At 70.6% G+C, this 26,775-nt stretch carries 19 protein-coding genes and 10 pseudogenes; 18 read left to right on the forward strand and 11 right to left on the reverse strand.

Features of this window, described 5'->3' with window-relative positions; translation table 11 throughout:
* Positions 1 to 119: 119 nt before the first annotated feature.
* The gene (locus AC07F0_RS39395) at positions 120 to 1,358 is read right to left on the reverse strand and encodes a helix-turn-helix domain-containing protein (RefSeq protein ID WP_478985098.1); all 1,239 of its coding nucleotides are present in this window, start codon (positions 1,356 to 1,358) and stop codon (positions 120 to 122) included.
* A 439-nt stretch (positions 1,359 to 1,797) separates the two neighbouring features.
* Here AC07F0_RS39395 and AC07F0_RS39400 point away from each other — a divergent pair, with 439 nt between their 5' ends.
* From AC07F0_RS39400 to AC07F0_RS39430, 7 genes and pseudogenes are all read left to right on the forward strand, one after another.
* Positions 1,798 to 4,620 (forward strand): non-ribosomal peptide synthetase, encoded by a 2,823-nt coding sequence (locus AC07F0_RS39400; RefSeq protein WP_478985099.1) that lies wholly within the window; start codon positions 1,798 to 1,800, stop codon positions 4,618 to 4,620.
* The gene (locus AC07F0_RS39405; protein WP_478985100.1) at positions 4,617 to 7,586 is read left to right on the forward strand and encodes a type I polyketide synthase; all 2,970 of its coding nucleotides are present in this window, start codon (positions 4,617 to 4,619) and stop codon (positions 7,584 to 7,586) included. The genes AC07F0_RS39400 and AC07F0_RS39405 overlap by 4 nt, the downstream gene beginning before the upstream one ends.
* A complete protein-coding gene (locus tag AC07F0_RS39410; protein WP_478985101.1) occupies positions 7,583 to 8,320 on the forward strand; it encodes a thioesterase II family protein in 738 nt (245 codons plus the stop codon). Before AC07F0_RS39405 ends, AC07F0_RS39410 begins: the two co-directional genes overlap by 4 nt.
* A complete protein-coding gene (locus AC07F0_RS39415) occupies positions 8,317 to 9,078 on the forward strand; it encodes a class I SAM-dependent methyltransferase (protein WP_478985104.1) in 762 nt (253 codons plus the stop codon). The genes AC07F0_RS39410 and AC07F0_RS39415 overlap by 4 nt, the downstream gene beginning before the upstream one ends.
* A gap of 1,031 nt (positions 9,079 to 10,109) precedes the next feature.
* On the forward strand, positions 10,110 to 12,353 hold the full coding sequence (gene tap, locus AC07F0_RS39420) for a telomere-associated protein Tap (protein WP_478985105.1): 2,244 nt from the start codon (positions 10,110 to 10,112) through the stop codon (positions 12,351 to 12,353).
* A 12-nt stretch (positions 12,354 to 12,365) separates the two neighbouring features.
* A complete protein-coding gene (gene tpg, locus AC07F0_RS39425; protein WP_478985107.1) occupies positions 12,366 to 12,923 on the forward strand; it encodes a telomere-protecting terminal protein Tpg in 558 nt (185 codons plus the stop codon).
* Between the two features lie 96 nt (positions 12,924 to 13,019).
* Positions 13,020 to 13,538 (forward strand): annotated as a pseudogene (locus tag AC07F0_RS39430) (GNAT family N-acetyltransferase); the annotation flags it as partial.
* Positions 13,539 to 13,573: 35 nt separating this feature from the next.
* Here the strand turns inward: AC07F0_RS39430 and AC07F0_RS39435 are convergent.
* The 3 genes and pseudogenes from AC07F0_RS39435 to AC07F0_RS39445 all read right to left on the reverse strand — a co-directional run.
* Positions 13,574 to 13,825 (reverse strand): annotated as a pseudogene (locus AC07F0_RS39435) (IS256 family transposase); the annotation flags it as partial.
* A gap of 22 nt (positions 13,826 to 13,847) precedes the next feature.
* Positions 13,848 to 13,997: pseudogene (locus tag AC07F0_RS39440) on the reverse strand (IS630 family transposase); the annotation flags it as partial.
* Positions 13,998 to 14,013: 16 nt separating this feature from the next.
* Entirely contained in the window at positions 14,014 to 14,439 is a 426-nt protein-coding gene (locus AC07F0_RS39445; RefSeq protein WP_478985108.1) for a hypothetical protein, read from the reverse strand.
* 403 nt (positions 14,440 to 14,842) lie between these two features.
* Between AC07F0_RS39445 and AC07F0_RS39450 the strand changes: the two genes are divergently transcribed.
* Together AC07F0_RS39450 and AC07F0_RS39455 are read left to right on the forward strand one after the other, a co-directional pair.
* A complete protein-coding gene (locus AC07F0_RS39450; RefSeq protein WP_478985110.1) occupies positions 14,843 to 15,199 on the forward strand; it encodes a darcynin family protein in 357 nt (118 codons plus the stop codon).
* Between the two features lie 67 nt (positions 15,200 to 15,266).
* Positions 15,267 to 16,048 (forward strand): annotated as a pseudogene (locus AC07F0_RS39455) (IS6 family transposase).
* Between the two features lie 73 nt (positions 16,049 to 16,121).
* On the opposite strand, the pseudogene AC07F0_RS39460 reads toward AC07F0_RS39455, so the two are convergent.
* The 3 genes and pseudogenes from AC07F0_RS39460 to AC07F0_RS39470 all read right to left on the reverse strand — a co-directional run.
* Positions 16,122 to 16,223 (reverse strand): annotated as a pseudogene (locus tag AC07F0_RS39460) (phosphotransferase); the annotation flags it as partial.
* 21 nt (positions 16,224 to 16,244) lie between these two features.
* Entirely contained in the window at positions 16,245 to 16,757 is a 513-nt protein-coding gene (locus AC07F0_RS39465) for an MmyB family transcriptional regulator (protein WP_478985111.1), read from the reverse strand.
* Positions 16,758 to 16,917: 160 nt separating this feature from the next.
* Positions 16,918 to 17,367 (reverse strand): annotated as a pseudogene (locus tag AC07F0_RS39470) (hypothetical protein); the annotation flags it as partial.
* 80 nt (positions 17,368 to 17,447) lie between these two features.
* On the opposite strand from AC07F0_RS39470, the pseudogene AC07F0_RS39475 reads away from it, so the two are divergent.
* From AC07F0_RS39475 to AC07F0_RS39510, 8 genes and pseudogenes are all read left to right on the forward strand, one after another.
* Positions 17,448 to 17,628, forward strand: a pseudogene (locus AC07F0_RS39475) (dienelactone hydrolase family protein); the annotation flags it as partial.
* 145 nt (positions 17,629 to 17,773) lie between these two features.
* Entirely contained in the window at positions 17,774 to 18,610 is an 837-nt protein-coding gene (locus AC07F0_RS39480; protein ID WP_478985113.1) for a helix-turn-helix domain-containing protein, read from the forward strand.
* Between the two features lie 82 nt (positions 18,611 to 18,692).
* Complete coding sequence (locus AC07F0_RS39485; RefSeq protein ID WP_478985115.1) at positions 18,693 to 19,163, forward strand: cupin domain-containing protein; 471 nt, start codon at positions 18,693 to 18,695, stop codon at positions 19,161 to 19,163.
* Entirely contained in the window at positions 19,160 to 19,879 is a 720-nt protein-coding gene (locus AC07F0_RS39490) for an SGNH/GDSL hydrolase family protein (RefSeq protein ID WP_478985117.1), read from the forward strand. The genes AC07F0_RS39485 and AC07F0_RS39490 overlap by 4 nt, the downstream gene beginning before the upstream one ends.
* Positions 19,880 to 19,904: 25 nt before the next feature.
* The gene (locus AC07F0_RS39495) at positions 19,905 to 20,159 is read left to right on the forward strand and encodes a hypothetical protein (RefSeq protein WP_478985119.1); all 255 of its coding nucleotides are present in this window, start codon (positions 19,905 to 19,907) and stop codon (positions 20,157 to 20,159) included.
* Positions 20,160 to 21,020: 861 nt separating this feature from the next.
* Complete coding sequence (locus AC07F0_RS39500) at positions 21,021 to 21,317, forward strand: hypothetical protein (protein WP_478985120.1); 297 nt, start codon at positions 21,021 to 21,023, stop codon at positions 21,315 to 21,317.
* A gap of 177 nt (positions 21,318 to 21,494) precedes the next feature.
* Positions 21,495 to 22,037 carry an HNH endonuclease family protein gene (locus tag AC07F0_RS39505; protein WP_478985122.1) on the forward strand — a complete coding sequence of 181 codons (543 nt, stop codon included), beginning with the start codon at positions 21,495 to 21,497 and terminating at the stop codon, positions 22,035 to 22,037.
* 347 nt (positions 22,038 to 22,384) lie between these two features.
* Positions 22,385 to 22,765, forward strand: a pseudogene (locus AC07F0_RS39510) (restriction endonuclease); the annotation flags it as partial.
* Positions 22,766 to 23,031: 266 nt separating this feature from the next.
* On the opposite strand, the pseudogene AC07F0_RS39515 reads toward AC07F0_RS39510, so the two are convergent.
* Positions 23,032 to 23,855, reverse strand: a pseudogene (locus AC07F0_RS39515) (hypothetical protein).
* Between the two features lie 14 nt (positions 23,856 to 23,869).
* On the opposite strand from AC07F0_RS39515, the gene AC07F0_RS39520 reads away from it, so the two are divergent.
* Complete coding sequence (locus tag AC07F0_RS39520) at positions 23,870 to 23,947, forward strand: DUF6336 family protein (protein ID WP_478985127.1); 78 nt, start codon at positions 23,870 to 23,872, stop codon at positions 23,945 to 23,947.
* A 133-nt stretch (positions 23,948 to 24,080) separates the two neighbouring features.
* On the opposite strand, the gene AC07F0_RS39525 is transcribed toward AC07F0_RS39520, so the two are convergent.
* From AC07F0_RS39525 to AC07F0_RS39535, 3 genes and pseudogenes are all read right to left on the reverse strand, one after another.
* Positions 24,081 to 24,440 carry a DUF4440 domain-containing protein gene (locus AC07F0_RS39525; protein WP_478985124.1) on the reverse strand — a complete coding sequence of 120 codons (360 nt, stop codon included), beginning with the start codon at positions 24,438 to 24,440 and terminating at the stop codon, positions 24,081 to 24,083.
* Positions 24,441 to 24,945: 505 nt separating this feature from the next.
* Positions 24,946 to 25,227, reverse strand: a complete 282-nt coding sequence (locus tag AC07F0_RS39530; protein ID WP_478985125.1) for a hypothetical protein — start codon at positions 25,225 to 25,227, stop codon at positions 24,946 to 24,948.
* A gap of 589 nt (positions 25,228 to 25,816) precedes the next feature.
* Positions 25,817 to 26,655, reverse strand: a pseudogene (locus tag AC07F0_RS39535) (IS5 family transposase); the annotation flags it as partial.
* Between the last annotated feature and the right edge of the window lie 120 nt (positions 26,656 to 26,775).

The raw sequence follows: 26,775 nt of genomic DNA on the forward strand, positions 1-26,775 counted from the left end.
TCCATACCCTGCTCCTCCCGTGTTCGCGCGCCGGGTGCTCGCCCTGCTAGGCTTCGTGCCCCCCCCCCCCCCCCCCCACGGCCGTCCTTCAACTATGCCTCTACAGCTGTCACTTGACCTCAGGGGCGGGTCGCGGCGTCGTCTCCGCGCGCCGCCGCGAGGGTCTCCGCCAGGACCCGCCAGATCTCGGCGGCCAGATCGATGTTCGACGTCCGCTGCACCTGCTCGCCGAGCTGCCGCAACTGCCGGATGCCGAGCTGATCCTGGTTCTCCAGGATCAGCAGCCGGTTGTGCAGGATGTCGAGCCGGATGCGATCGCGGTAGGTGAGCGCCAGCTCGTCGACCACGAGTTCGTCGTGTGCCGCCCGGGCTTCCGCGTACCGGCCCTCCGCGAAGGCAAGGTGCACCCGCAACGTCAGCATCTCCTGGCGCAGCACCGGAGTGCCGACCAGGCCGAGAGCGGGCTCGGCCTCGTCCAGGCGCCGGCGGCACTCCGCCAGCCACGGGGGTGAGAGCTGGAGGTGGAGCGAGGCCGCGGCCAGGCGCAGTCTCATCCACAGCACCAGGTCGACATGGCTGTCGAACTCCTTCATGGCCTGTTCGAGCAGCAGGCGAGCGGCCTCCGGGTCGCCCTGCCGGAAGCTCACCGTCGCGGCCGCCCACAGGGCTTCGGCCCGCAGCGTGTCGGCACGTCCCTCCGCGAGAGCCACGAGTTCGTCGGCGTGTGCCCTGGCGGAGGTCAGCCGGCTGGCCTCCGCTTCCACCGACACCAGCGCCAGCAGCGCCGAGCCCGTGTCCTGGACCGACAACCGGTGGTCGCGGGCCAGCCGATAGGCATCCTGCGCGGTCTCCAGGGCCCTGGGTATCTCACCGAGCGAGCGCAGGCTACGAGCGAGCCGTGTGCGGCTCCGGCTTTGGAGCTCGGGGAGCATCAACTCCTCAGCGGTCGCCTCCAGTTGCTCCAGGAGCGTGACCTCCTCCGCTCGCGCGCCACGCCGGGCGGCGGCACCGGAGAGAAGCCACAGCGCCTGCCAACGGAGCGCCGGATCGACCGAGGGCGACCGTTCGAGCGCGGCGGCCACGTCCTGCAGGGCCTCGTCGTTGTCGGCCGAGATGGCCAGCGTCAGCGCCTGGACCACGGGTCCGTCGGTCGGTTCGTCGAACTCGGACGGGTCCACCCGCAAGCGTTCGGCGAGGTAGGCGACGGCTCGTGGCGTCGGTTGGCGCGCTCCCGACTCCAGCCGGGACAGATAGCCGGTCGACATGCCGTCACCGGCGACGGAGACCTGTGACAGGCCCCGTTCCTTACGCAGCTTTTTCAGGCGGCGCCCGAAAGCAGGCTGTTCCACCATGCTCATTCCACCAGTTGTATAGGGATGGCCGCACCCACAAGGACACACTCCACCCCTCATCGGATGAGTGGTGCGTGCCCCCCGTTGCTGTCTGACGGATGTACCCGGACAGATAGCGGGCTCTTGTGCCCGCACAGGTAGCGGGCTCGTGTGTGCCCGCACAGGTGGCAAGGCTCAGCGACACGGTAGTCACTGGCGACAACGCTAGCCGTCGGTGATCACGCGGGCAAGGAGATTGCCAGAAATCGCCCGGAATTTTGACGAGATTAATGCGGAGCGCCAAGCTCCTCTTGTCAAACTCTGGAAACTTTATTGCCAACGACTGTGCCTGATGGCTAGCGTTCCGCAGGGCGGACCACATCGGCCCTGCCGCCGGATCGACCGCAGCCCCACGCCAGGAGCCTTGTCTCCGCTGCCCGCCACCGACCGCATCCAAGGAGTTCCCATGGCATGGCCTTCCCCCGCATCCGAAGGGTGCACATCCCCGGCCGACGCGAGCATCTCCCCGACCGGTCCGAGCGGGTCACCCACCACGGCACCCCAGGAGGAGACGCACGACCGGTGGGCGGACCAGGTGCGCGCCACCTGCGCCCGGCATCCGCTCGGTCTCCCCGACGCCGGTCCCTCAGCTCCGCGAGACGCGGGTACGGTGCGCTCGACGACGCTGCCGCTCGAGGTGAGCCTGACCGACGCCGTGCGCGACACCGCCCGCCGGCACGCCACCACGCCGCACACGGTGGGACTCGCGGCGCTCGCCGTGGTCCTGGCCCGCCGCGACGGCACCGCCCCGGCCGTGATCGACACCTTCACCGAGGACTGCGCCGAGGCCGTGCCGGTGCTGGCGCGGATACCGGCCGGAGCCACCACCCGCTCCGCCCTGCTCACCGAGATCCGGCGCTCCTGCGAGGAGAGCGTGGCGAGGCTCTCCGGGCAACGGGACCTGCCTGCCCGGCGCGTGCTGTTCCGCCACACGGCCGCCGGCTCGACCCCGGCGCCCGTCCCTCCCGGCACCGGACACGAGCTGACGACCGGCCTCAGGGAGCACGACGACACCGCTGAGCTCACGGCCGAGTACGACGGCTCCCGGTACGCCGAGGCGGACATCCGGCGCTTCCTCACAGAGGTGCGTACGGTGCTGAGCGCGCTGACCGCCGCCGAGGACCGTCTGCTGGACGACATCCCCCTGGTCATCGGCGCCGAGCGAGAAGAGCTGCTCGCCCTGGGCCGCGGCGCCCTTCTCGCCGAAGCGGAGCCGGAGCCGGTGCACGTGTCGGTGCGGCGGCTCGCCGCCGAGATCCCGGGAGACGTGGCGGTCGTGTCCGGCACGGGCCGGATCGACTACGCCGGGCTCGACGCGTGGGCGGGGGCCGTGAGCGGGCGGCTCCAGGACCTCGGAGTCGTCCCGGGCGACCGGGTCGGCGTTCTCGCGGAGCCCTCCGTCGCGATGGTCGCGGGCGTGCTGGGCATCCTGCGCACGGGCGCCGCCTACGTGCCGGTGGATCCCTCCCATCCGGACGAGCGGGTGGCGGCGGTGTTCTCCGACGCCTCGGTGGCCGCCGTAGTCACCACCGGCGGGCTCCAGCCGCGCGCCGCGACCCTCGGCCTGCGGACCATCGACGCCGAGGACGCCGAGGCGAGCACGGCACACCCGGCACGACCCCAGCCCGTGCCCGCCGAGGCCTGCACGGCGGGACCCCTGCCCGTACTGGCCGAGCCCGCCACGCCGGCGCCCCCGCCCGTTGCCCGCGCGGCACACGACGCGGCCTACCTGATCTATACCTCCGGCACCACGGGCGAGCCGAAGGGCGTGGTCGTCGAACACGGTCAGCTGGCTGCCTCGACCCTGGCCAGGCGCACCGTCTACCCGGGCAGGCCGGTGTTCCTGCTGGTGTCCCCGCTCGCCTTCGACTCCTCCGTGGCGGGGCTGTGGGGCACGCTCACAGCGGGCGGCCGGCTGGTGGTCGCGCGGCCCGACGAGGTACGCGACCCGGAACGGCTGGTGGCTCTCGTGGAGGAGCACGGCGTGACCCACCTGCTGTGCGTCCCCTCGCTGCACGGTGTGCTGCTGCACGCGGCCGAACGCCTGGGAGCCCATCGGCTGCGCTCGCTGACCACCGTGACGGTGGCGGGTGAGCCACTGCCGGAGAGCCTGCCGGCACGGCACTTCGGCGTGCTCGGCGACGAGGTCTCACTCGTCAACGAGTACGGGCCGACCGAGACGACGGTCTGGGCCAGCTACCGGCACGTCAGGCGCACCGCGCGCCCGGACATCGGAGGACCGGTGCCGGGAGCCGCGCTCTACGTCCTGGACGACCAACAGCGCCTGCTGCCCCGGGGAGTGACCGGCGAACTCGTCATCGGCGGCGCGGGAGTCGCCCGCGGCTACTTCGGCAGGCCCGACGCCACTGAACGCGCCTTCGTCCCCGACACCTTCACCGGCACCGGGGCGCGCATGTACCGCACGGGCGACCTCGTCCGCTGGAGCGCCGAGGGGACGCTGGAGTTCCTGGGCCGACGGGACCACCAGGTCAAGATCCGCGGACACCGGGTCGAACTCGGCGCGGTGGAGGCGGCGTTGGGCCGCGTCCCCGACGTCCGCGACGCCGTCGTCGTCCCGGACGGCACCCGCACCTCGCTCGTCGCCTTCGTCCTCGCGCCGCCCGGCACCGAGCCGGAGCGCCTCCGCGCGGCGCTGGTGGGGACGCTGCCGCCCGCCCTGCTCCCCTCGCGGTTCCGGATCCTCGACTCATTCCCGCGCACCGTCAACGGCAAGGCCGACCGGGCGGCACTCGCCGCCACGGCCGCGCAGCCGCCGGCCGTCACCGCCACCGCGGCCGTCACCGCCACCATGACCGCGACCACCACCACCGCAGCGACAGCGACCGCCACCAACGCTGCGCAGTCGCCCACCGCCCCGGTCACCCCCGCTCCCACCCCCGCCACCGCGGACCTGACGGCGCGCGTTGCCGCCGCGTGGGCCGAGGTGCTGGGGATTGCGGAGGTGCCCCCGGCGGTCAACTTCTTCGACCTCGGCGGGCATTCGCTGCTGATGTTCAGGCTCCAGGACGCCCTGGAGGCGCATACGGGCGTACGGCCCTCCCCCGTCGACCTGTTCCGGCACACCACGGTCACCGCCCAGGCCGGCCTGGTCCGTGACAGCGGCGGCACCGACGGCTCCGTCGTCTCGCAGCCGCGTGGCCGGGACCGGCGCAGCCTGGCCCTCGAGGCCCGCAGGAAGCGCGCGTCCCGTCTGGAGGAGGCCAGGTGACCGCAGCACATCTGACACGCGACCGCTCGCTGGACATCGCCGTCACCGGGATGTCGGGGCGGTTCCCCGGCGCGCCCGACATCGCGTCCCTGTGGGCTTCCGTCCTGGGCGGCGAGGTGCTGACCACCAGATTCGACGCCGAGGAACTGACGGCGGCCGGCGTGCCGCACCACCTCTGTGCCACCCCCGGCTACGTGCCCGTCCACGGGGCGCTCGCCGACCCCTACCGTTTCGAGCACGAGGTGTTCGGCATCAGCCCGCGGGAAGCCGAGCTGATGGACCCACAGCACAGGCTGATGCTGGAGGCCGCCTGGGCCGCGCTGGAGGACGCCGGCTGTGCGCCGAACGCCCCCGGCTCGACCACGGGCGTGTACGCCTCCGCGAGCAGCAGCGGCTACCTGCGCGCCATGCTCACCTCCGGCACGCTGGACCACGCCGGTGTCGAGCAGGCGCTGCGCGCCAACGAGCCCGACTACATGGCCACCCGCATCGCCTACCGGCTCGGCCTGACCGGCCCCGCGCTCAGCGTGCTGACGGCCTGTTCGTCGTCCCTGGTGGCGGTGCACCTGGCGGTGCAGTCGCTGCTCCAGGGCGAGTGCGACCAGGCCGTCGTGGTCGCCGCCGCGGTCGGCCACCCACAGGCCGGCTACCTCCACGTGCCCGGCGGCATCCTCTCGGCCCACGGCATCTGCCGGCCGTTCGACGCGGAAGCCGACGGCACGCTGGGCGGCTCGGGCGTCGCCGCCATCGTACTGCGCCGCTATGAGGACGCGCTCAAGGACGGCGCGCCGCTGCACGGGGTGATTCTCGGCTCCGCGGTGAACAACGACGGTGCGGCCAAGGCGGGTTACCACGCCCCGTCCGCCGAGGGCCAGGAAGCGGTGATCCGGGCGGCGATGTCCGCCGCGGACGTGCCGGGCGACTCGGTGGGCTACCTGGAGGCGCACGCCACCGGGACCCGGATCGGCGACCCCATCGAGTGGTCGGCCGCGACCGCCGCCTACCGCGGGATCGGCGCCTGCCCGGGTCAGATCACGGTGGGCGCGGTCAAGGCCAACATCGGGCACCTGGACGCCGCTTCCGGACTGGTCTCCCTGGTGAAGGCGCTGCTCGTCCTCAGAGAGGGCAAGGTGCCACCGGTGGCCGGCTTCCACAGCCGTAACCCCCTGCTGGACGAGGGGTCACCGCTGACCGTGCCGACGGCCGCCCGCGGCTGGGACGGCCCCGAGCCGCGCCGCGCCGGGGTCAGCTCCTTCGGTGTCGGCGGCACCAACGCCCACGTGGTCCTCGAACAGCCCCCGGCGCGTCCGGCCCCCCAGAGGCCGGCACCTTTGGCCGACCGTCTCCTGGTGCTGTCCGCCGCGAACCCGCGCGCCCTGCGGGACTCGGCCCGCCGTCTGGCCGCCGCGCTCACCCGGGGCGAGGACTGCGCGTCGGTCGTCGACACCGCCCATACCCTCGCGGCCGGGCGGGCGAGGCTCCCGCACCGGCTCGCGGTAACCGGCCGCGAGCCGGCGGAGGTGGCCCGGCGGCTGACGGAGGCGGCCGATCGCGTGCCCGACAAGGCGGCGGCGCCGTCCGGCCGACGGGCTTCGGGGCCGGTTCCGGTCGTCTTCCTGCTGCCGGGCCAGGGCAGCCAGTACCCGGGCATGGCCCGTCCGTTCGCCCAGGTGCTTCCGGGCTTCGCCGACGTACTGGAGGAATGCCTGCAGGCGTTCGGCCCGGACCTGGAGCGACGGCTCAGGCCGGCGCTCCACGACCCGGATTACCCGGCGGCCGGGACGACAAGGACCGAACTCGCCCAGCCCATGCTGTTCGCGGCCGAGTACGCGGCGGCACAGGCCCTGCGGGAACTGGGCGTCGAACCCGTGGCCCTGGCAGGTCACAGCCTCGGCGAGATCACCGCCGCATGCCTGGCCGGTGCCCTGGACCTGCCCTCGGCAGCCGCCTTCGTCGCGGCCCGTGGGCGTGCGATGCAGAGCTGCCCGCCGGGTGCCATGCTCGCCGTGGCGGTGAGCGAACGGCAGGCCGAGGCCCTGCTCGCGCAGGCCGCACCGCACATCGGGGGCGAGCTGGAGATCGCGGCGGTCAACACACCCGACAGCTGCGTCGTCGCGGGCCCGACGGCCCGGGTCGAGGCGTTCCGTACCTGGCTCGCCGACCGCGTCGCGACGCGCCGCCTGCACACCAGCCACGCCTTCCACACCTCCCTGCTCGCCCCCGCGGTGGACGAGGTCAGCCGGGCGGCCGGGAACCTGCGCACGGGCCCCGCCAGGATTCCGTACGTCTCCAACGTCACGGGACAACTCATCATGACCGGAAGCCGCATCGATCCCGCGTCGCTGGTGGCGCAGATGCGCGCCAGGGTGCTGTTCGGCCCCGGCTTGGACGAGCTGGCTGAACGCTTCCCGCAGGCGATCGCTGTCGAGGTCGGTCCCGGCCGGGCCCTGTCGCCTGCCGCCGAGGCGGCCGGACTGACGGCCGTACCCCTGTCGCCGGGACGCGGACGGCACCCGGTCGAGGAGATGCTGGGAGCCCTCGGTGACCTGTGGTCGGCCGGCGCGGCGGTCGACGTGACACCGCTGTGCGCGTCCGGCCGGCTGACGCGGCTGCCGTCCTACCCGTTCCACGGTCCGGCCCTGATCGCACCGGAGGCGTCGGCCACCGCCCAGACGGCCACGGCGGCCCCCGCGCAGCCGTCCGTCCCGTCGGCCCCCCACCTCCTCGTGGCCGCCCTCTGGCAGGAGTACCTGGGCCACCCGGACATCCCCGGGGACGCCGACTTCTTCGACTGGGGCGGTGACTCGCTGCTGATCACGCGGCTGGCCCGCCGCATCGCGCAGGATCTCGGCGTCCAGGCCTTTCCTCGCGACCTGATGGCGGCCCGCACCCTGGCAGGGCAGACCCAGCTGGTCGCGGACCTGGTGCGGGCCGCGGGCCCTGCAGGCCAGGAGGAGCCCCGATGACCTGGCTGCACTGCCCGCGCCCCCGCCCGTACGCCCGGCAGCGCCTGCTCTGCTTCCCGCACGCCGGCGGCTCCGCCTCCTTCTTCCGCGACTGGGGGCCCGCGCTGCCCTCGGTGGAGGTCCATACGGTCTGCTACCCGGGACGCGCCGCGCGCATCGGCGATCCGCCGCCGACCGACCTGACGGCGATGGCCGAGGAGATCGCCGCGGCCGTCGAGCCGCTGACGGGCGACGATCTGCCGGTGGCGCTCTTCGGCCACAGCATGGGGTCGGTCGTCGCGTTCGAGACCGCGCGGCTGCTCCAGGCACGGGGAGCCGGCCCGTCGCACCTGTACGCCTCCGGCTCCCGCGGCCCGCGCCTGAGCCGCGTGCGGCCGGAAGGCTCAGCCGACGTGTACGACGACCCGGACGCGGTCACCGCGCAGCTGCTGGCCCTCGGCGGCACGGACGCCGAACTCCTGGCCGACCCGGACTTCCGGGACCTCGTCCTGCCGTACGTCCTGGGCGACTTCCGCATGTTCGACGCCTACGAGTACCACCCGGAGCCGCGGCTGACCTGTCCCGTCACCGCGATCGTGGGAGACGCGGACCCGCAGGTGAGCACCGTCCAGTCCGAGGCATGGCGCGAGGTGACGGACGGTCCGTTCCAGCACCTGACCGTGCCGGGCGACCACTTCTACCTCGCGCACGAGCCGCCCTTCACCCTGCTCACCGGAACGGGAGTCCCGACATGACCCAGGCCACCGACACCCTCGCCGCAGAGGCCCGCTACCGGCCCGTCCTGGAGAACCAGTCCAAGAGTCCCACGCTGAGGGCCATCTACCAGCAGGCCTACGGCGCCGACTACCCGCAGGACATCGACCCCTTCGGCTTCCTGACCCGAACCGAACTCCGCTATATCTCCGGCCAGTTGAAGCTGGCGCCCGGGGACAGGCTCGTCGACCTGGGCTGCGGACGCGGCGGTCCGGGCATGTGGCTGGCCCGGGAGGCGGGAGCCGAACTGGTCGGCATCGACATCGCTCCCGAGGGTGTTGCCGAGGCCCGCTCCCGGGTGGCCGAGTTCGGCCTGGGGGGCCGGGCCCGCTTCACGGCGGCGAGCCTCACCGGGACCGGCGAGGCCGACGACACGTTCGACGCCGCCGTCAGCATCGACGTCCTGTGGATGATCACGGACAAGGTGGCCGCGTTCCGCGAGATCGCCCGCGTTCTGCGCCCCGGCGGCCGACTCGTCTTCAGCACCTGGCAGCCGGAGTACCTGGACTACGGCTGGTTCCTCGAAGCCGCCGGCCTTACCGAGGTGAACCGGCTGCACGTGGAGGGCTGGCGGGAGCGGCAGATCGCCGTCTACGAGGAAATCCTGCGGCGACGCGACGCTCTGGCCGAGGAACTCGGCGATGCGGCCGCGGCCGTCCTGTTCGACGAGGCCACGCAGACGCCTGCCCTGCTGCCGACCACACAACGCATCGTGGTGACCGCGACACGCGCCGGGTGACGGGGGAGAAACCGTAGCGCCCAAGGGGGATGAAGGGACATCGAAGGGGCCGCCGGACATTTCGCCCGGCGGCCCCTTCGACCTTCGTCCACGGCGCCCACCTCCCGCTCGGCCCCGGCGCCGCGCCGCCCGCCGCGCCACCTTGGCCCACCGTCGCTGCACCGCGACCACCCCCGGCAGGTGCCGCACGTCCAGATGCTCCAGTGGCTGGTCGGCGTCCGCGTCCAGGAGCCACCGCCGGTGCCGGACACACACCCGCTCCCATCGCGGCGCGTACCGCACCACGTCCACGGCCGTCCCCGTTCGACGGGCCGTGCACAGGCGGCAGCCGAAGGCGGCCGGCCCGGTGGCCGCGCCGCCGGTCCGCCACGCCGCCGCCGGCGCTCCGGCCTCCTCGGCGGGCAGCTTGGCGTCCTGTTGTCCCCAGGACGGCAACGCCCGCGCCGGCACGTCCTGTTCAATGCCGCACCGGCGTGCCAGGAGCTGCCGTCCGGCTGCGTTCAGCAGCACCTCGGCGTCGGCCCGCGCGCCCCCGCCGTCGTGCCCGGGCTGGTGGTTGCGCCAGTGCCAGCACGACCCGCACCTTCGCTTCCATCCCGTAGCGGCTCGCGATGCGGCAGACCAGCGACGAGGTCGTCTCCCCCCTGCAGGGGAGCGGTGCGCAGTGGACCGGGGTCACTCCACCACGGTCTCGTGTTCGCCGTCCCGGGCGGGCGCTTTCGCAACGATGCCCAGCGCAATCCGAGCAAGCCGGTTCCACGAGAACGGTCGTGGAGAGCTGATTCCTTTTCGCATGCTTCCTTTCGGCTCCTTCGCCTGGCCGGGGTCACCCGAAGGCACCGGCAGCTGGTGAGCTGTCTTTCCCGGGCCCCGCAGCGGCCGCGGCGCGCGGACCGAGATGAAGCGAGGACGGGGCACAGGGCAGGACCCCAGCATCGGCGTCCATCGGGACGCATTCTGCACGCAACAGGTACGGCAAAAGTGCGCTATCTGTACGGTGCCGGGCTAGGGTGTTGCTCAGGAGGTGTTCCATGTCCGAGTTGTTCGATCGGATCGATGCGCTGGTCGCGTCCCGGTCTGCGCTGCCGCCGCCGGCGGAACGTAAGCGGCTGCGCCAAGCACACGGCCTGACGCTGGACGAAGTGGCTTCAGCCCTGGACGTTCGGCGCGCGACGGTGTCCGGCTGGGAGGCCGGTAAGACCGAGCCGCGGCCGCCGGAACGCGAGGCGTATGCGCGGATGCTCAAGCAGCTCGCGGAGCTGTACCCCGCCCCCACCAACTCCGCCGCACCCGAGCAGGACACGGCGGTGCCCGAGACGTTCACCAGCGAGCCCGCCCCCGCTCGGGAAGTCCGGGCTGCCGCGGCGCCGGTCTCTAAGGCTGCGGCCATGACTGCGACCGAGAACACCCAGACCTCTGCCCCCGTCGCCCCAGCTCCGGCCCCGGCGTCACGTCCGGCGCGCACCGCCAGGCCGTCGCCGGCGTCGCGCCGTCCGGCCGCGCGGAAGGCAGCCCCGGCCGCGACTCCTGCGGGTGGAACGGACCCGCGGTTCGAGAACGGTCCGCTGGCGGTCGTCGACGTCGACGCCGAGGGGCAAGTCTTGGCGTACTGCACGGGCGGCCTGGTCCTGGAGGTGCCCGCCAAGAGCCTGCCGTCCCTGGTGGAGTGGACGCTGAAGGAGGCGAAGCTCGGAGCGCCGAAGTTGTCCGGTCCGGGCAAGGACGCCGACCCGCTGCTCGTGCTCACCGAGGCCGCGCTTAAGCGTTACGGCCTGCCGGTCGCCCTCACGCCGGAGGAGCGGCTCGCCGGGCGGATCCCGGAGGACCACAAGGTCATCAAGCAGCTGGCACGCGCCGACTGGAAGCTCACCAAGCGCGGGTTCGGCCCGTGGGCGCGGATCTACCGCCCCGCCACCGGTTCGGAACGTGCCTGCGTGCAGCTGTGCATCCCCTCCTGGCACGCGCTCGACTCCCGTCACTGGGGCGAGGCCGCACAGCTTCCGCCGGCGGAACTCGCCCGCGTGCTGGGCGTGTACGCCTACCGGGTGATGACGCCGCGCGGCTCCACCGCCGTCACCGGCCTGGAGCTGATGACCGCGCTGCACCCGCCGACCCGCGCCTCCGAGCCCGACGCCGACGGCCGCCGGCACTCCGAGCACAACCCCGGCAGCCTGGGCAAGGATCCGGTCGACTGCGCCCCGTGCGAGGCGCCGGACGGGCACCCGCTCCTCAAGGACCTGCCGCGCTTCCACGTCCGTGGCCCCGGCGAGAAGCTGTTGGAGGAGGCGTACGACTGGGCGCGGCCGATGACCGATGCCGAGTGCACCCTGCGGCACCTGGTCGGCATCGACGTGAACATGGCCTTCGCCGCCGGCGCCAACGGCCTGGTCGTCGGCCTCGGCGCGCCCACCCACGTCAAGGCCCCGGTGTTCGACCCGAAACTGCCCGGCTCATGGCTGGTCGACCTCTCCCACGTCGACCTGTCCCGCGTGAAGGTCGGCAAGGACAAGTGGGCGGACCTGGACGCCAGTCTGCTGCCCAGCCCGTTCACGCCGAAGGGCGAGCGCCCCGAGGGCCCGGCCTGGTACGCCACGCCCACCGTGGCGTACGCGGTGGAGCTCGGCTACGACGTCACGCCCATCGAGGCGTACGTCCGCTACGACAACGGCCGCTACCTGGACGCCTGGTACCAGCGGCTGCGCGACGCGTACCTCGCCACGATGGCCGACCTCGGCGTCGACGCGGACATGGCACCGGCCGACTTCCTCGCCGCGATGGACGGCTACAAGGAGCGCGACCCCCAGCTGGCGATCGTCGTCTCCGCGGTCAAGGCGACGGTGAAGGGCGGCCTGGGCAAGCTGCGCGAACGCCCCCGCGGTGAGGGCTGGCGGCCCGGCCAGCCCTGGCGGGCGCTGTCCCGCCCGACCTGGCGGCCCGACATCCGCGCCGCGGTCATCTCCCGCACCCGCATCAACCTCCACCGCAAGATCGTCAAGCACGCGGCGTTCACCGGCCAGTACCCGATCGCGATCCTGTCCGACTGCGTCGTCTACGCGGCCGACGGCACCAGCCCGCTGGACTTCCTGCCCTACCGCGACGGCAAGCCACTGCCCGGCGGCTTCAAGCTCGGCATCAACCCCGGCCTGGTCAAGCACGAAGGCACCCAGAGCGTCCTGTGGGGCGAAGAGGTCCGCGAGCGGTTCGACGCCCCGGAGCTCAACCTCGCCCGGTACATCAAGGACGGCACGGTCACCGACGTAGACAACGGAGAGTAGGAGAAGGCGACGATGAGCCTGTTCGGGGACGGCCTGGACGCCGCGGTCCACAAGGCGTTCACCCGCCCGGCACCCAAGAGCGCGCCCGCGCAGATGCGGTACCTGGTCAAGCAGCTCAAGACCACCAAGGCGGTCGCCCAGATGCTGCGCATCTCCCAGCGCACCGTCGAGCGGTATGTGAAGGACCAGATCAAAAAGCCCCGCCCGGACCTCGCCGCGCGCCTGGAGCGCGAGGTGAAGGCACGGTGGCAGCCGCAGATCCGGGCGAAGGCCCGGCAGCAGGCGGCGACGACCGGCGGCATCGTCATCGACACCCGCGCCCGGCTCGGCTACACCGCGCCGATCGGGTCGACGGACCAGGACCGCATCCGGCACCTGACCGTCGCCTTGCCGCCTCGCTACGCTGCCCGTCTCTTCGAGGCCCAGGAGGCCGGAGCCAGCGACCAGCAGCTGCGGGAGATCGCGGCCGAAGGGCTCAAGGAGGTGTACTTCCAGGACGGCGGCCGCCGCGCCGGAAGCCTGGAGGAGGTCCGGTTCACGGACATCGAGCACCTGGAGTTCGACCTGTAGATCTCGAACAGCCGCGAGCCCCGTCTACGGCATCATGCTGCGGTCAGAGCTGGTCGGCGGCCCGGAACTCGATGTCCACGACGGCGGAGGCGATTCGCTCTCGTTCTTCGACCCTGGTGCGCGGAGGACGTTGATGCACTGGGCGAGGCGTTCCAGGACTCCGCTTTGCGCCACTGGACGAGCACGCCCCTGGAGAACAAGGCTGACGGGGCACGGTGGGTGCGGGCCCAGCAACATGGTTGGGCAGCAGGGGACCGGTTCGGCTTTGCCGTCCTTGAGGGACACCCCGATGTGGCTCGCGGACAGTTGGTGGGCAACGTAGTCCTCAAGGAAGTCGCGTCCGGCAAACCCTCTGCTGAGGTGGGATATTGGACACCAGCCCATGAGCGGGGGCGGAGTGTGGCCCCGCGCGCTCTTGAGGTTCTCACCGGCTGGGCCTTCGACACTTTCGGCGCGGACGGGCTGGAACGTCTTGAACTCCTTCACCAGGAAGACAATCCGGCATCGTGCCGCATTGCGCAGAAGAGCGGTTACGGCTTCGACAGAGTCCTGCCCGCAGCGCCACCCACCTTCCCTCTCGATGGCCATCTGCACATACGGCGCACGGATTCCTGAGATCCACTCGCCTTCTGCGGACAAGACGAAGCTGTTCAGGCCGCCAGGGTCTCGGGGCGTTCGACCAGGTGGCCGCGTTCGAAACGGGCGCCGGCGCGGACGAGAGCGACGAGGTGGGGTGCGTTCACGGCTCGCCAGCGTGCCTGGGCGGACTCGACGAGTTTGAATACCATGGCCAGGGCGGCGGTCGCGCTGCAGGCGCCGCGGGTGACCTTGGTTCTCAGCCGGACGGTAGCGAAGGTCGACTCGATCGGATTCGTCGTGCGCAGATGGATCCAGTGCTCGGCGGAGGAAATTGTAGAACGCCAGCAGCTCGGCCACCGGTTTGCCCTGAGCGGACAGCAGGACCACCTGGGCCCGCCGCCAGGTCATCACCGACCCGGTGCCCCTGCGGATGATCCGCAGCAGCAGCCGCCCCTCGTCATCGTCGATCTCACGCACGCGTACTCGCTCTGTCACCAAGACAGGGTGGCTGTCACGCGCCGTCAGATCCCTCATTTCCTGGCCCTTGCCCGGTAGCTGATGCCGCCCCTGCGAGTGTCCCTATCGCCATGGCCCACAGGGAGAGCGCAGAAATGAGGCCCACCACGAGGCGAACGGTCTCGTCCGGGCCGTTCGTGAGCCAGACGGTCATGCCCGCCGCCCCGGAAGCGATCAACAGGGCCGCCGGTATTCGCAGTCGGGGCTGCTCGAACACCGCCGCCAACGGCAGAAAGTGGAGCCCAACGACAAACGCGATCAGCGGGGGAATAAGCACCGGCACCCCGACGTGACGGCAGACTGCGGCGATGGCGATGATCAGCAGCCACTGGAGCCCGTTGATCTGGTTGAACCGCCGACGTCGGCCAACGGGGAATGGTCCCCCTGCCGACGAGGCAAGGAAACGGCGCGTGGCGAGCATCAGCCCCATCATGACGGCACAGCCAACTACGGACCAGGACCTGCCGCATCAACCCGTCGAATGCGCTCGAGCCCAGCAGCCACCAGCCGAGCCCGAACAACGCGAGGAACCCCACCCCTGACTTGAACATGATCGAAACCCAAGGCGCAAGAGCAGCCCGCCAATCCAAGGATTCTCAACTTAGCGCTGGCCTCGTTGGCCGACGCCCTCATCCGCCTGTCGGCGGCGGCTGAACTCGAGCGACGCCGACACCGCCGCCGGTGCTGCGGTCGTGCCCCTTCGGCCCAGAGCCGCAGCCGAGCGAGAACCGACACCACATGTCGACGAGTCTGAACTGACACCACTGCGGAGCGGGTGGTTCTATGGGGGCGTTCGCCGACATGGTTGATCCACAATGGGGCGTATGAGTGCCGTCCAACCGCAGCCGCGGTTCACCATATTCGTCCACCTCACGGCCTTGCCCGCGTGGCTCGCGCTGGGGCGCCCTGAGCGTCAGAAGATCATCGCCGATCATGTGCAGCCGCTGCTGGCCAAACACGATACTGTCCAGGTCCGGTGGTTCGACGCTGAAGCATGGGCCGCCGCTCCGTCCGACGTTCTTGTTGCGACGACGAACGACCTGACCTCGTGGTCCGATCTGTTCGAGGGTCTGCGCGACAGCCCCCTGTGGAGCGTGCCCTACTTCCGGGTGGAGTTGGTGCTGCCGACGGTCGAGGACGGCTTCGCCGACTACGAGCGACGAACCGGGCAGCGCAGCTGAGGGCACTGTCACGTTGGCTGACCGGGTGGGATGATCTTCTGGTTGATAGGGCTGGGAGAGGTCGTCCGTGGGGAGCACGTCGCTGTCGTACAAGGGGCACCGGTATCCGGTCGAGGTCATCTCCCACTGTGTGTGGCTGTACTTCCGCTTCCCTCTGTCCTTCCGCGAGGTCGAGGAACTCATGGTCGAGCGCGGCGTGACCGTCTCTTACGAGACGGTGCGCCGCTGGTGCGCCAAGTTCGGGCAGCGGTGCGCCAAGTTCGGGCAGCGGTGCGCCAAGTTCGGGCAGCGGTACGCCAAGTTCGGGCAGCGGTACGCAGGCGCGCTGCGCCGTCGGCAGCCCCGGCCTGGTGGCAAATGGCACTTGGACGAGGTCTTCCTCAAGATCAATGGGGACGAGAAGTATCTGTGGCGGGCCGTCGACCAGGACGGCAACGTCCTGGACATCCTCGTGCAGAACCGCCGGGACAAGGCCGCGGCCAGGCGCTTCTTCCGCGGGCTGATGAAGAAGACCCGCATGGTGCCGCGGGCGATCGTCACCGACAAGGTCCACTCCTACGGCGCGGCCCACCGCGAGGTCATGCCCTGCGTAGAGCACCGGCAGCCGAAGTACCTCAACAACCGGGCTGAGACAGCCACCAGCCAACCAGGCAGCGCGAGCGAGCGATGAAATGCTTCCGCTCCGTGGGTGGGGCTCAGCGGTTCCTGTCCGCGTTCAGCGGCATCTCGCCCCACTTCCGGCCCCGCCGACACCTGATGACCGCAGCCGCCCACCGAGCCGAGATGAGCATCCGCTTCGCGATCTGGGACCAGATCACCGGCGCCGCCGACCGGCCTACCACGGCCTGACCACAGGCCCGGCTCCCAAGCCCTGGCCCCGACGCGCCGTCAGGCAGTCACACACCCAACAACGTGACAACGCTATGTGGAGTGCTTTGAGGGAACCAGCCAGTGTGTCGGCCGCGTGGGCGCCGCGGCTGATCGTGCCGTGGTCCAGCGGTTCGCCGGGAACCCACGTCTGGAGGAGTCCGGTGCGAAGCGGCTCTCAGGGTGTGGGTGGAGCGTCGGGCGTAGCGAATGCCGGCGCGGTCCAGCTGCTCAGCAGCTGAAGGGCTCTGGCGGTGTCGGAGCCGGATTCGACGTTGTAGACGCACAGCGTCTGCTCCCCATCGCCGGGGACCTGGAAGGACTCGTAGGAGAAGTGCATCTCGTCCACGACCGGATGGAAGTATTGCTTGGCACCGTGCGTACGGCGCAGCACCCGGTGGTCGTTCCACCATCCCGAGAACTCGGGTGACAGCAAGGTGAGCTCTCCGACGAGGTCGGCCAGCTGCCGGTCGCTGGGGTAGCGGCCGACTTCGAGGCGCAGGATGGCCACCGTCTCCGCGGCGATCTTCTCCCAGTCACCCACCCGCTCCCGGGCCTGCGGGTCCAGGAGGTAAGAGCGGGCCAGGCTGCGCCGGGTCGCCGGTAGAGCATCGAAGTCGGTCAGGACGGCCTTGGCGAGGTGGTTGGCCGCCAGCACGTCGGTGCGCCGGCCGAGGATGAACGCTGGCATGTCCGAGGGTGTCGAGCATCAGGTGCAGGCCTGGCCGCACCCGCTGGGGCCGGGCGGGCGCCCGACGGACGGCGTGGGGGCCCGGCAGCAGCAGGTTGGTGAGGTGCTCACGCTCGGACGCGTCCAGCCGCAGGGAGCGGGAGAGGGCGACCTCCGTCGACGGGTTGCCGGCCCGTCCCTGTTCCAGGCGCGTGCAGTACTCGGTGCTCACCCCGGCGAGGCGCGCCACTTCGTCCCTGCGCAGTCCGGGCACGCGACGCACACGCCCGTCCGATGGGAGCCCTGCCTGTTCTGGAGAGATCGCGGCACGGCGCGTTCGGAGGAAGGCGGCGATCTCCTTGCTGCGGTCCATGTCCCTAGTGTGGAGGCACCGAGCCGACCCGTGCTTCGCAAAAGTGGCCCTGCCAGTACCAGCCTGAGCAGGGCCAGCTATAGCCCCCTGACCCGGGCCAAGCCGACGGGTTCGCGGATTCTCGGGGTGGAATCGCGGGGAACCGGAGGGGGACGTGGCGCCCGCTGGCGGAGTAGCCGATGGGTTGGGGTGTGACCGAGGTACGCGCCAAAGGGGCAACGAGATGATCTTGAAGCCCTGATGGCTCGGCCCCCGCATTTCAGAGGGACACGCGCGCTGTTCTGCCAGCGGCAGAACAGCGGCCGGGCCGGGCTCGACGATCACTACAGTCCGTTCTCATGACGGCGATTACGACGCGTACGGTCGAGTACCCGGCGGACGGTTTGATGATGATCGGGCACTTCGCGATCCCGGCCGGTATCGACCGCCGGCCCGCGGGCCTTCGACCTTCACGGCGGGCGCTATTTGGGCGACCCCGAGGAGATGCTGGCCCGTTGCATACCACTGCTCTCTGATCCGGCCCTGCTCTCGTATAGCTACGGCCAACGGACATTAGCGCTGCGTGACGGGGTGCCGGTAAGAACCGCGTCACCAGCTGCAAACGGCGGTGATCAGTCCTCGGATGGTGATCTTCCTGGTCTGGGCGGCTCGTACACTGACGAAAATGGAGGACCACACGGCCACCGGGATCGGTGCACGTCCGGCGCCTGTCTTGCGGCAGTACGTCGACTCGTATGTCGGCTTCGACCTCCGCGGGCTCCCGACGGGGGTGCACTGTGGCCCGCCGAGCCGCGCGCTCACTGCGGTGATCAGCCTGTCAGATCCTTTGGAGGTGGCGGCGGGCGTTGACGACGGGTCACCGGTCACCCGATTCGGCAGCGTGGCCGGCGGTCTGATGTGCCGGTCCGTCGCGATTCACCACGACGGACGCCAGCAAGGTGTTCAGGTATCGCTGACACCGCTCGGGGCTCGGGCCATCTACGGCATGCCCGCCGCCGAACTCGCCCACCGACTGGTCCCACTTGACGAGCTTCTCGGAGCGCTTGCCGTCGAGCTGGTCGACCGGCTCCGATCGGCGACAACATGGGCGGCGCGGTTCACCGCGCTGGACGAATTGCTCCTCCGAGCTGTCGGCCGTGGCGCCTGCGGCGACCATGTGCGCTGGGTGCGCCCCGAGGTAGCCGAGGCGTGGCGCCGCCTCGTCGCCGCGCGGGGTTGCGTCCAGGTTGGTGCGGTCGCCGCGGAACTCGGCTGGAGCCGTCGGTACCTCACCGAGCGGTTTCGCGGTGAGGTGGGCCTGTCGCCGAAGACCTTCGCCCGAGTCTTGCGCTTCGAGCACGCGCACGAACTGGCGGCGGCGCAGGACCCGTTCCCGTGGAGCGATGTGGCAACCGTCTCCGGCTACGCCGACCAGGCCCATCTCGTGCGGGACTGGCGCGAGTTCACGGGCCGATCGCCGACGGTCTGGCGTCGCAGCGAAGTCCTCCTCGGAGCCGGGTAGCCGCCAACCGTCCGCCCGTCGCGTCGGCTTCTCTTCCCTTTTCTTCAAGACCGCCCGATCGCTGGCGTGGACGATCGTCGGCATGAGACTCGTCAACCACGAACGCAATGCCATGGACCTGCGGACCACCCCCGTGCACCTCGGACTGGGATCGAGAGCGAAACCCGTCGAGGGCTTCACCTGGGACCCGGAGGTGCTCCAGGCCTACAGCGCCGCGGTCGCGGCAGACGGCGCCGAGGGCCGGATGGTGATGATCTTCGACGGTGACGGGATCGGCGACCATTGGGAGAGCCACCCTGCAGGCGACGAACTGGTCGTTTGCCTCAGCGGGTCCGTGACGGTCACCCGCGACGTGGACGGGGTCCCCGACCGCGTTCTGCTCGGGCAGGGCGAGGCCACCATCAACCCGGCCGGGGTATGGCACGTGGTCGACATGGAGGGGCCGACGTCCACCCTGGCCATCACTGCGACCCTCGGCACCGACCACCGTCCTCGGACCGACACCCGCCCGACCGAACGCGTCGGCACGCCCAGCCCGGAGGAAGCGCCGTGACGACACGCATCGCCTGCCTCGGCGACAGCCTCACCCGCGCGCAGTTCAGCGTCGACTACCTGGATCTTCTCGGACGACGCCACCCTCCCGGTGACGTGCAGCTTGCCCGTTTCGGCGCCAACGGCGACTTCGCCTACAACCTCTTGCAGCGCCTCGATGCCGTCGTCACGAACCCACCCGATGTGATCACCGTGTTGATCGGGACCAACGACGCCCGAGCGTGCCTTGCCGGCTACCCCGTCGAGCAGGCCATGAAGCGCAAACAGCTCCCCGATCGCCCGTCGGCCGGCTGGTTCCAACAGTGCCTGGGAGCCGTCGTCGCACGGCTGCGAGCGGAGACCGACGCGACGATCGGTCTGCTGTCGCTACCGGTACTCGGCCAACAACTCGACGGATCAGCGGCACAGGCATCGCAGGCGTACAGCCGAATGATCGCCGAGGTCGCCGCCACCAACGAGGTGGCCTACCTTCCGCTCCACGAACGCCAGATCGAGGAACTGCGCCAAGCGGACCCGCCGCCGATTTCATACCGGGAGGTGACGCCCGCAGCGGCCGTCGGCGTCCTCGTCCAGCACGCAGTGCTGCGCCGCAGCCTCGACACGATCTCGCGGCGGCGAGGTCTCGTGCTCACGACCGACCACATCCACCAGAACAGCCGCGGCGCCACCCTTATCGCTGAGGTCATCGACGCCGGTCTGCTGACCCAGAGCGCGTAGCTGGTTCCGGCGCCCGGCCAGTCGGATGCCATCTACCGCGCGGAGGTGGCATCCGATCCAGGCGGTCAACGCCTACGACATCCGGCTCGTCTGGCTGCGTGTCCACCGCGAGGGCACCTGGGTCACGGTCCCGTGGCGGCTGCTGTCGTCGACCGCGACCCCATTCGGCGAGCCGGTGGCTCTGTCGATGACGAGGAGCAGCGCTTCTCGGGCGGTTCGGGAGGCGCTGCCCGTGCTGGATGTCGATGGCTTCGGGCAGCAGCTCGGTGCCGATCGGTAAGACGCCGTGTGCTGCTCGTCCGAGGGCCGGGACAAAAGCGCTGGCTACGGGCGCAGGTTGCGGCCCCCGTCCCGCCGCTGCCGAGTACCGACAGGCGTCTTCCGTTCTGGCCCCGTTCTCGTTTAGCTACGGCCAGGTGGCGTGTAGCACTGCGTAATGCTCAGGGCTGCGGTGAGAGATACCGCAGTAAATGCCGGATTCACTGCGACGGAGCGCCTACCGTGATCATCGTGACCTGCGGCGGTCCGTTCCGGCCGCCAGGGCGAGGTGTACGCATTTACTGCGGCTTCACTGTGCTGACCACGTGCGAAGTCGCATCAAGATCAACTCATCGTGCCCCTTTGGTGCGTATCTCGGCTGTACCCCGGGTTCGGGACTGCCGATCAGGCTTGGGTGGGCTCTGGCCCGAATCGGTGGGGGTGGGCTGCTCTGACGTACTTCAGTGCGGTCGTGTCGGAGATCCCGAAGACGCGCATCAGGCGCACCGGGTCGGCAGTTTCGTGTGCCTCATCGAGCAGCCGGTCGATGCGGAGCCTCCGGGCTGGATACCGAGCTTTCCGCGAGCGGACGCGGCAACGCCGCCTGGGCTCCGCGCAGCCACTGGCAGGAGACCTACGCCGTGCCGTCCTTGGGAGGCCGCCTCCCATGATGCGTGCCCGCCGCGTCCGTGGCGACCACGACCCTGAAACAGCTCACCCGGCAAGGGCCCGACCAGCCGGTGTGGCGGGTCGACGGCCACGGCGAGGACCGCCTCGACCTCGACGCGCTGCCGAAGGCACGGTGAGCACCGGGGGCCCGGCCACCCAGGCCGGGCCCGCCGCCCCACCCCCGTTGTCGGTGGCCGCTGAAAGCTTGATCCGCATGAACGGAGATGAGCAGCTCCTACGCGGCCGGGTCTACGGCCACGACCACGACGAACCCAACCCGGGCCCGCTCCCGCGCCAGACGTACGCCGCGCTCATAGGCGGGCCGCTGGACGGACTGCTGCTGGACATCACAGGCTGGCGGCCGGAGGAAGTCGACGACGGCGCGGCCCTGTCCACCGAGCTATGCCAGTTCCCTGGTGGCCGATCGCTGTACGACCCGCGCCCTTGCGAACAGCGCATGCCTGGCCCGGGTGTGAGCTGCCGCTTCTACTACTCCGGCGACACGCCCTGACCACAGCCCCGACCATCAGCCCGACCATGGCAGGTCAGCGGGAGCGGCCGGGGCCCACGGCATCAAGACCGTTGTGCGCGCCCTTGGGGCTGCCGCTCTCGCTGTCCTGTCCACCCTTCACACCGTGCCCGCCGCCGCTGCCGCGGAGCCTTCCTACACTCTGCGCTGGTCAACGCGGTGAACACGATCCCCGTCGCCGCGGAGGGCCGCACCGGCTACAACCGCACGCAGGCCTTCGGCGACTGGACCGACGCCGACCACGACGGCTGCAACACCCGGGCCGAGGTCCTCCTGGCCGAGGCCATCGAGCCGCCGGCAGTGAGCGGACGCTGCACCCTGACCGGAGGCCGTTGGTACTTCTGGTACGACGACACCGAGGTCACCAAGACCGACATCGACGACATGGTGCCGCTCGCGGAGGCCTGGGACTCCGGCGCTTCGCAGTGGACCAGGCAGCGGCGCGTGGGGTACGCCAACTACCTGGGTGATGACCGTCATTTGGTGGCGGTCAGTCAGCGTTCCAACCGGCAGAAGTCCGACCAGGACGTCACCACGTGGATCGTGCCCGACAACCCCTCCCAGCGGTGTCGCTACCTGTCGGATCAGGTGGTGATCAAGCTCGCGTGGGAGCTGACCGTGGATATGGCTGAGCAGGCGGCCATGCGACGGATCGCCGGCGAGTGCCCGGACACCGACGTCACCGTCAACACCGTCCCCTGACGCGGGCGGTGCGTGGGACCCGGGCAAGAAGCGCACGGGTCCCACGGCGAGCGAGGCACCAAGGCGTCGATGTCCGGGCCTGCCGCAGCGGCTCGGGCATCGGGGTGCGTTCCGTGGCCGCACGCTAAAGCCCCGACACGCCCGGACCACCAAGCCGGGGCGCAGGCTCACCTGGACGGCCGATGAGCCGACGAGTCGGCTGGCAGGACGCCGGCCCGCCGCGGAACACCCGCGTCGGCGGGGAGGACAGGATGGGCCCGTTCGGCAACTTCGCGATCTCCGGAACACCGCCGCGTTGGCGGGGGAGAGCTGGCTGTGCAGCACCGTAGTCCTCCGCGAACGGAACACTCCGGCGTCGGGACGGTTGTCGGGACGCGCAGCGGGTCGGCGGCGGAGGCGACCTGGGCGCGGACGTGACGGCCACGGATCCGCTCGTGCGGCGCTGGGTGATCCAGTGCAAGCACCGCCGCAACGGGGTGCGGGGCTCGGCAGTGGTCACCCCGGATTTGCAGGTGCTCAACGGGACAGCGAGGCCGGTGCACGGGGCGGACGTCGCGGTGATCGTGACGAACGGCAGGGTGACCGCCCCGGCTGTGGACTTCGCCAAGCAGCGACGGCTGCATGTGGTGGACCGCCAGACGCTGGCCGTGTGGGTGTCGGGCTCACAGCCGTTGTGGGAACTGCTGCGGGCCGTATCGCCCCCCAGGCGGCCAACGTCTCTGAGTTAAATCGGCGGCTTGTTGGCCCTGGTGTCGGCCTGTGGCCTGTGGTTGTCGCTCGACCGCCGGGCCTTGGCCCACCAGCCGGTCATCAGCATCCGGCCGCCGGCGGGCAGTGTTCCTTGTCATCCAATCCAGGCAGTTGACAGCGAACCTGGTCGTGCGGGGTGAGCGCGCTGGGGGCCGCCGGAGACGGGGGCCTCCGCCGGCGGAGTCAGTCGCTGGCGTGGGTGGGGGAGGCGCTGCGCGCAGTGCTGTCGATGAGCTGGACTGGGTCAGCCCGCCAGTCGGGCGAGGGTCAGGGCGTGAGCGTGGTCGAGGGAGTCAGCAGCGGCGCAAGGGATGTCCGGCTGCACACCGGTGCCCTCCCAGTTCGTGCTGGAGACGGGGTTGACGACGCGGCCGACGGGGACGGTGGCTTCCAGGTGTGGGTGCAGGGTCCAGCCCTGGCACGGGTGCGCGCCACCGCGGGTGGGTTCGGGGATGCGGCGGTGCCGGGCGGCGAACCGGTCGAGTTCCTTCAGGTCATCCGTAGCTCGCCGGGAGGTCAGGTGGCCGGCGTTCGTGAGGGCCTGGTGGCCGATGGCCGTGGCCTGTTGCGGGTCGCCTTTGGCCATCAGAAGGCTCGCCAGCTTCGTACCGGAGATTGCGCGCGAGCGGGCGTATGCGCCGTCGTGGCCTTCGATGGCGATCTCGAAGCGCCGGCTGGCCTGTCCGGGGCCCTGGTCCTTCAACAGGACCAGGTCGTACAGCGCGTGTGCGGTGTCCCCGTGGTGCTGGGTTTCGTTGTAGCACGCCATCCAGGGTGGGTCATCCTGCGGGTTGGACCTCGCGAAGGCGTCGTCGGCGGCCCCGACGGCAGACATCGCGCCGCCGATGTCGCCCATCTTTCCGAAGGCCCGAGCGCGTGCCGTGTGCAGCATGGCCTGGATGGTCGGTGTGAGCCGGTCGGCTCGGACGAGGCCTTCTCCGCGTAGGTCAGGCCTGTGTCTGGGTCGCCGATCCAGATGGCCTGTCGTGCGAGGAAGGAGAAGACCTTGGCGCGCAGGTGCCAGTCGTTGGCCTCCTCGGCACAGTCTGCGGCGATCTTGAAGGCGATGCGGGCGTCGTCGTGTGCTGTTCCCCGGCGCCTTCGGCCTACACCATCTGGTGGACGGCGCCGGGTACGGCAGATGGCTGTACGGCGACTGAGCCACAGGCGCCCGGCGCGGGCGCTCAGGGCACCCGCGCGCGAGCGGAAGCGCCAGCCACAGCCAGCTGAAGCCGCCCGATTCGGCTGGGCGGCCGCCGCCCTTGGGGGCGGCGGTCCCACCCGCTCATCCGGTCAAGGTGGCCTGGTGGAAGTACATCCGCCGCCCGACGCCGTCAGACGCCACAAAGAGCTCCGCCATGCCCGACGGCCCTGGTTGTCGGCGAAGTACGTCAAATGAACGACGCCTGGAGCGAGGACGACTCCAGACATTTCACTAACCTTGACCGGAGACTCCGGGGCCACCGAGCCACCGCTCGTCACCGTGAGGATCGATTCCACATCCCACCGGCGTCCGGAAGCACCAATCTCGGTGAACTCCGGGTCCAGCAGCTCCAGGACACGGGCCGGGGAAGCACGCGAGACCGCCGCCAACCTGGCCAAGCTCGTCGGAATGGCCGCGCCCGTCTTCTCCCGCACCCGTAAGCAGGTCATCGAAGCCGGCTGGCTCGAGGAGTGGCTCTTCGGTCACCGCGATCTCCCGGCCCTCGGTCGTCGCCTTCAGGCGGTAGCAGAGGACGCCGCCGCGAATGAGGCAGCCTCTTCGGCGCGGCGGTCACCGCGTCGAAGAGGCTGCCGAGTTGGCCGCAGATGCTGTCGGCCGCCGTACTGCGGAGATCCTCCTCCGTCAGCGGCTGGGCGAACTGCGGGTTGCCCACGATCGAGCAGCCATGGCGCTTCCGGCGGGGGGGGCAGGACCGCGGTGAACGCTGCGAATCGAGGTGCTGGTGCCCCCGGGGGGGGGCGCCAGCAGTGCCCGGCCCAAAGTAAAAGTCCACTCCGGAGAGGGGGAGCATCCTCCCGCTTCCGGCCGATGCCCGCCACAGGCCAGAGAGGACTTACAGGATATGAGGGCCCTTCATTTCTGTCCGTTCTACGGACCGACGCTGCAACAGGCTCCAGACAGTCTGCTGCCCACAAGGCAGTGCGGCGAGCGCTGCTAAGCGACCAGCGAGTTGTAGAGCTCGGTCATTTCGGTCTTGAAGGGGGGCGCGTTGAGTTCCTGGGCGGCCGGGATCACCCGTTCGCGAAGGAAGCGGTCGTGGTGTTCCGCAGACTCCCAGACATCGACAACCTGCCAACCGCCTCCCTCCAGCGGTGCTGCGTAGTGGGCGATCATCCCACTCGGCAGGTTGTTAGTGTCAGGAATGACCTGGTCGATGGTCGCCTGGTAGAGCTCCTGGGTCCAGTCAGGGCTGTGGTGATACGCAAGGACGGGCATCCGCCAGCCCTCCTCTCTTGCTGGTCGGTCTTTGCTCACGACGCTAGGTATGTGGGCTGAGGGCCGCGACCGCTGATACTCCAACCAGCGCGCTGCCGCAGCATGGGGTTACGGAGTCGCAGATGATCCGACCCGGTCACCTCACCGCCCACCAGACCGCACGCGTCCTCGGCACCGATCTCACTGGCGTCCGCAAGCACGTCCAATGCGGCCAACCCGAATGGTGGGTGTACCCAGGACTGCCGGATCAGCTGGCCGTCGCCACCGCGGTCTGCATTTGGCGCACGCCGCTGGTGCGCGGGTGCCGCTCGGCGAGTTCGTGGACAATGCTGCGGCTCGCCGGCCGGTTCCGAACCTCGCCGGGCTGGCATCTGGCCCGAAAGGCGTCCATCAGAGCGCGGGCCGTCTGCACCGGCCGGGCATCCAGCGGCCCAGTGCCGCGCGTCGGAGCGGGGGTGTCGGCCAGAGCCTCGTCGAGTTCCGCGGCCAGTTCGAGTCCGTGGTCGAGGGTGCGTCGGGGCATGGGGCGGCCGAGGCCCTCCCAGGGGCCGGTGAGCTCCCTCTGGCGTATTTGATCCGGTGGTGTCGGGTCACGTGAGGAGATGGTGGTTTCGCCTGTGAGGCGGCGGGCCATGGGGGCGGTCATCGCCAGGTGGATCATGGCTTGGGATGGGGCCGGGAGGGTTTCGTAGTGGCGGTCTGGGCGGCGGTGGAGCGTGAGCCAGCCGTAGGTCTGCTCGATCGCCCGCCGTTTCGGTGTGGGGGTGAGTTCCCTGGTCCCGGGGGTGCCGGGGGGGGGAGAGAGCTCCGGGTCGATGCTGAGGGTGGCGGCGTGTTCGGTGAAGTGCTTGGGGTAGTCGCCGTCGACTCAGACCTTGCGGATCGTGGGGTGGGCGGCGGCGACCTGGGGGAGCAGTTGGGTGCCGGTCACGGAGTGCTGGACGCTGGCCGTGGTGAGCAGCATCGCGAGCGGGAGACCGATCGTGTCGGTCGCGATGCTCCGGTTGCGGTCGACGGTCTTCTGTCCGCGTTCGTGCCCTGACTCGAGGCGGGGACGCTGGTGGAGGTCTTGACGCTCCGTGTGTCGATCACGCAGGCCGATGGGCTTGCGTTCCGGCCCTCCTTCTGCCGCGCCAACTTTCTCAGGAGGTCGTTGAGCTGGGCGAACACGTTGTCCTTCTGCCACTTGGCGAAGTAGCCGTAGACCGTCTTCCAGGGCGGGAAGTCGGGCGGCAGGTAGCGCCACTGCACTCCGGTGCGGTCCACGTACAGAATCGCTTCCATGATCTCGTGGAGGTCATGGACGGGCGGTCGCCCGAAGTCCTGGGCCCGGCCGCGGCGCTCGAAGCGCCAGGCCGGCAGGACCGGCTGGATCAACTCCCAGCGGGCATCGGACCAATCGCTCGGATACGGGCGTCGCGTTGGCATGCTTTGGGCGTACCGTTGTCGGGGGGGGGGGGGGGGGGGGGGGGGGGGGGGGAGGGGGGGGGGGGGGGGGGGGGGGGGGGGGGGGGAGGGGGGGGGGAGAGGGAAAAAAAAAAAGGGAAA

This window comes from Streptomyces sp. NPDC045955 (assembly GCF_056430805.1).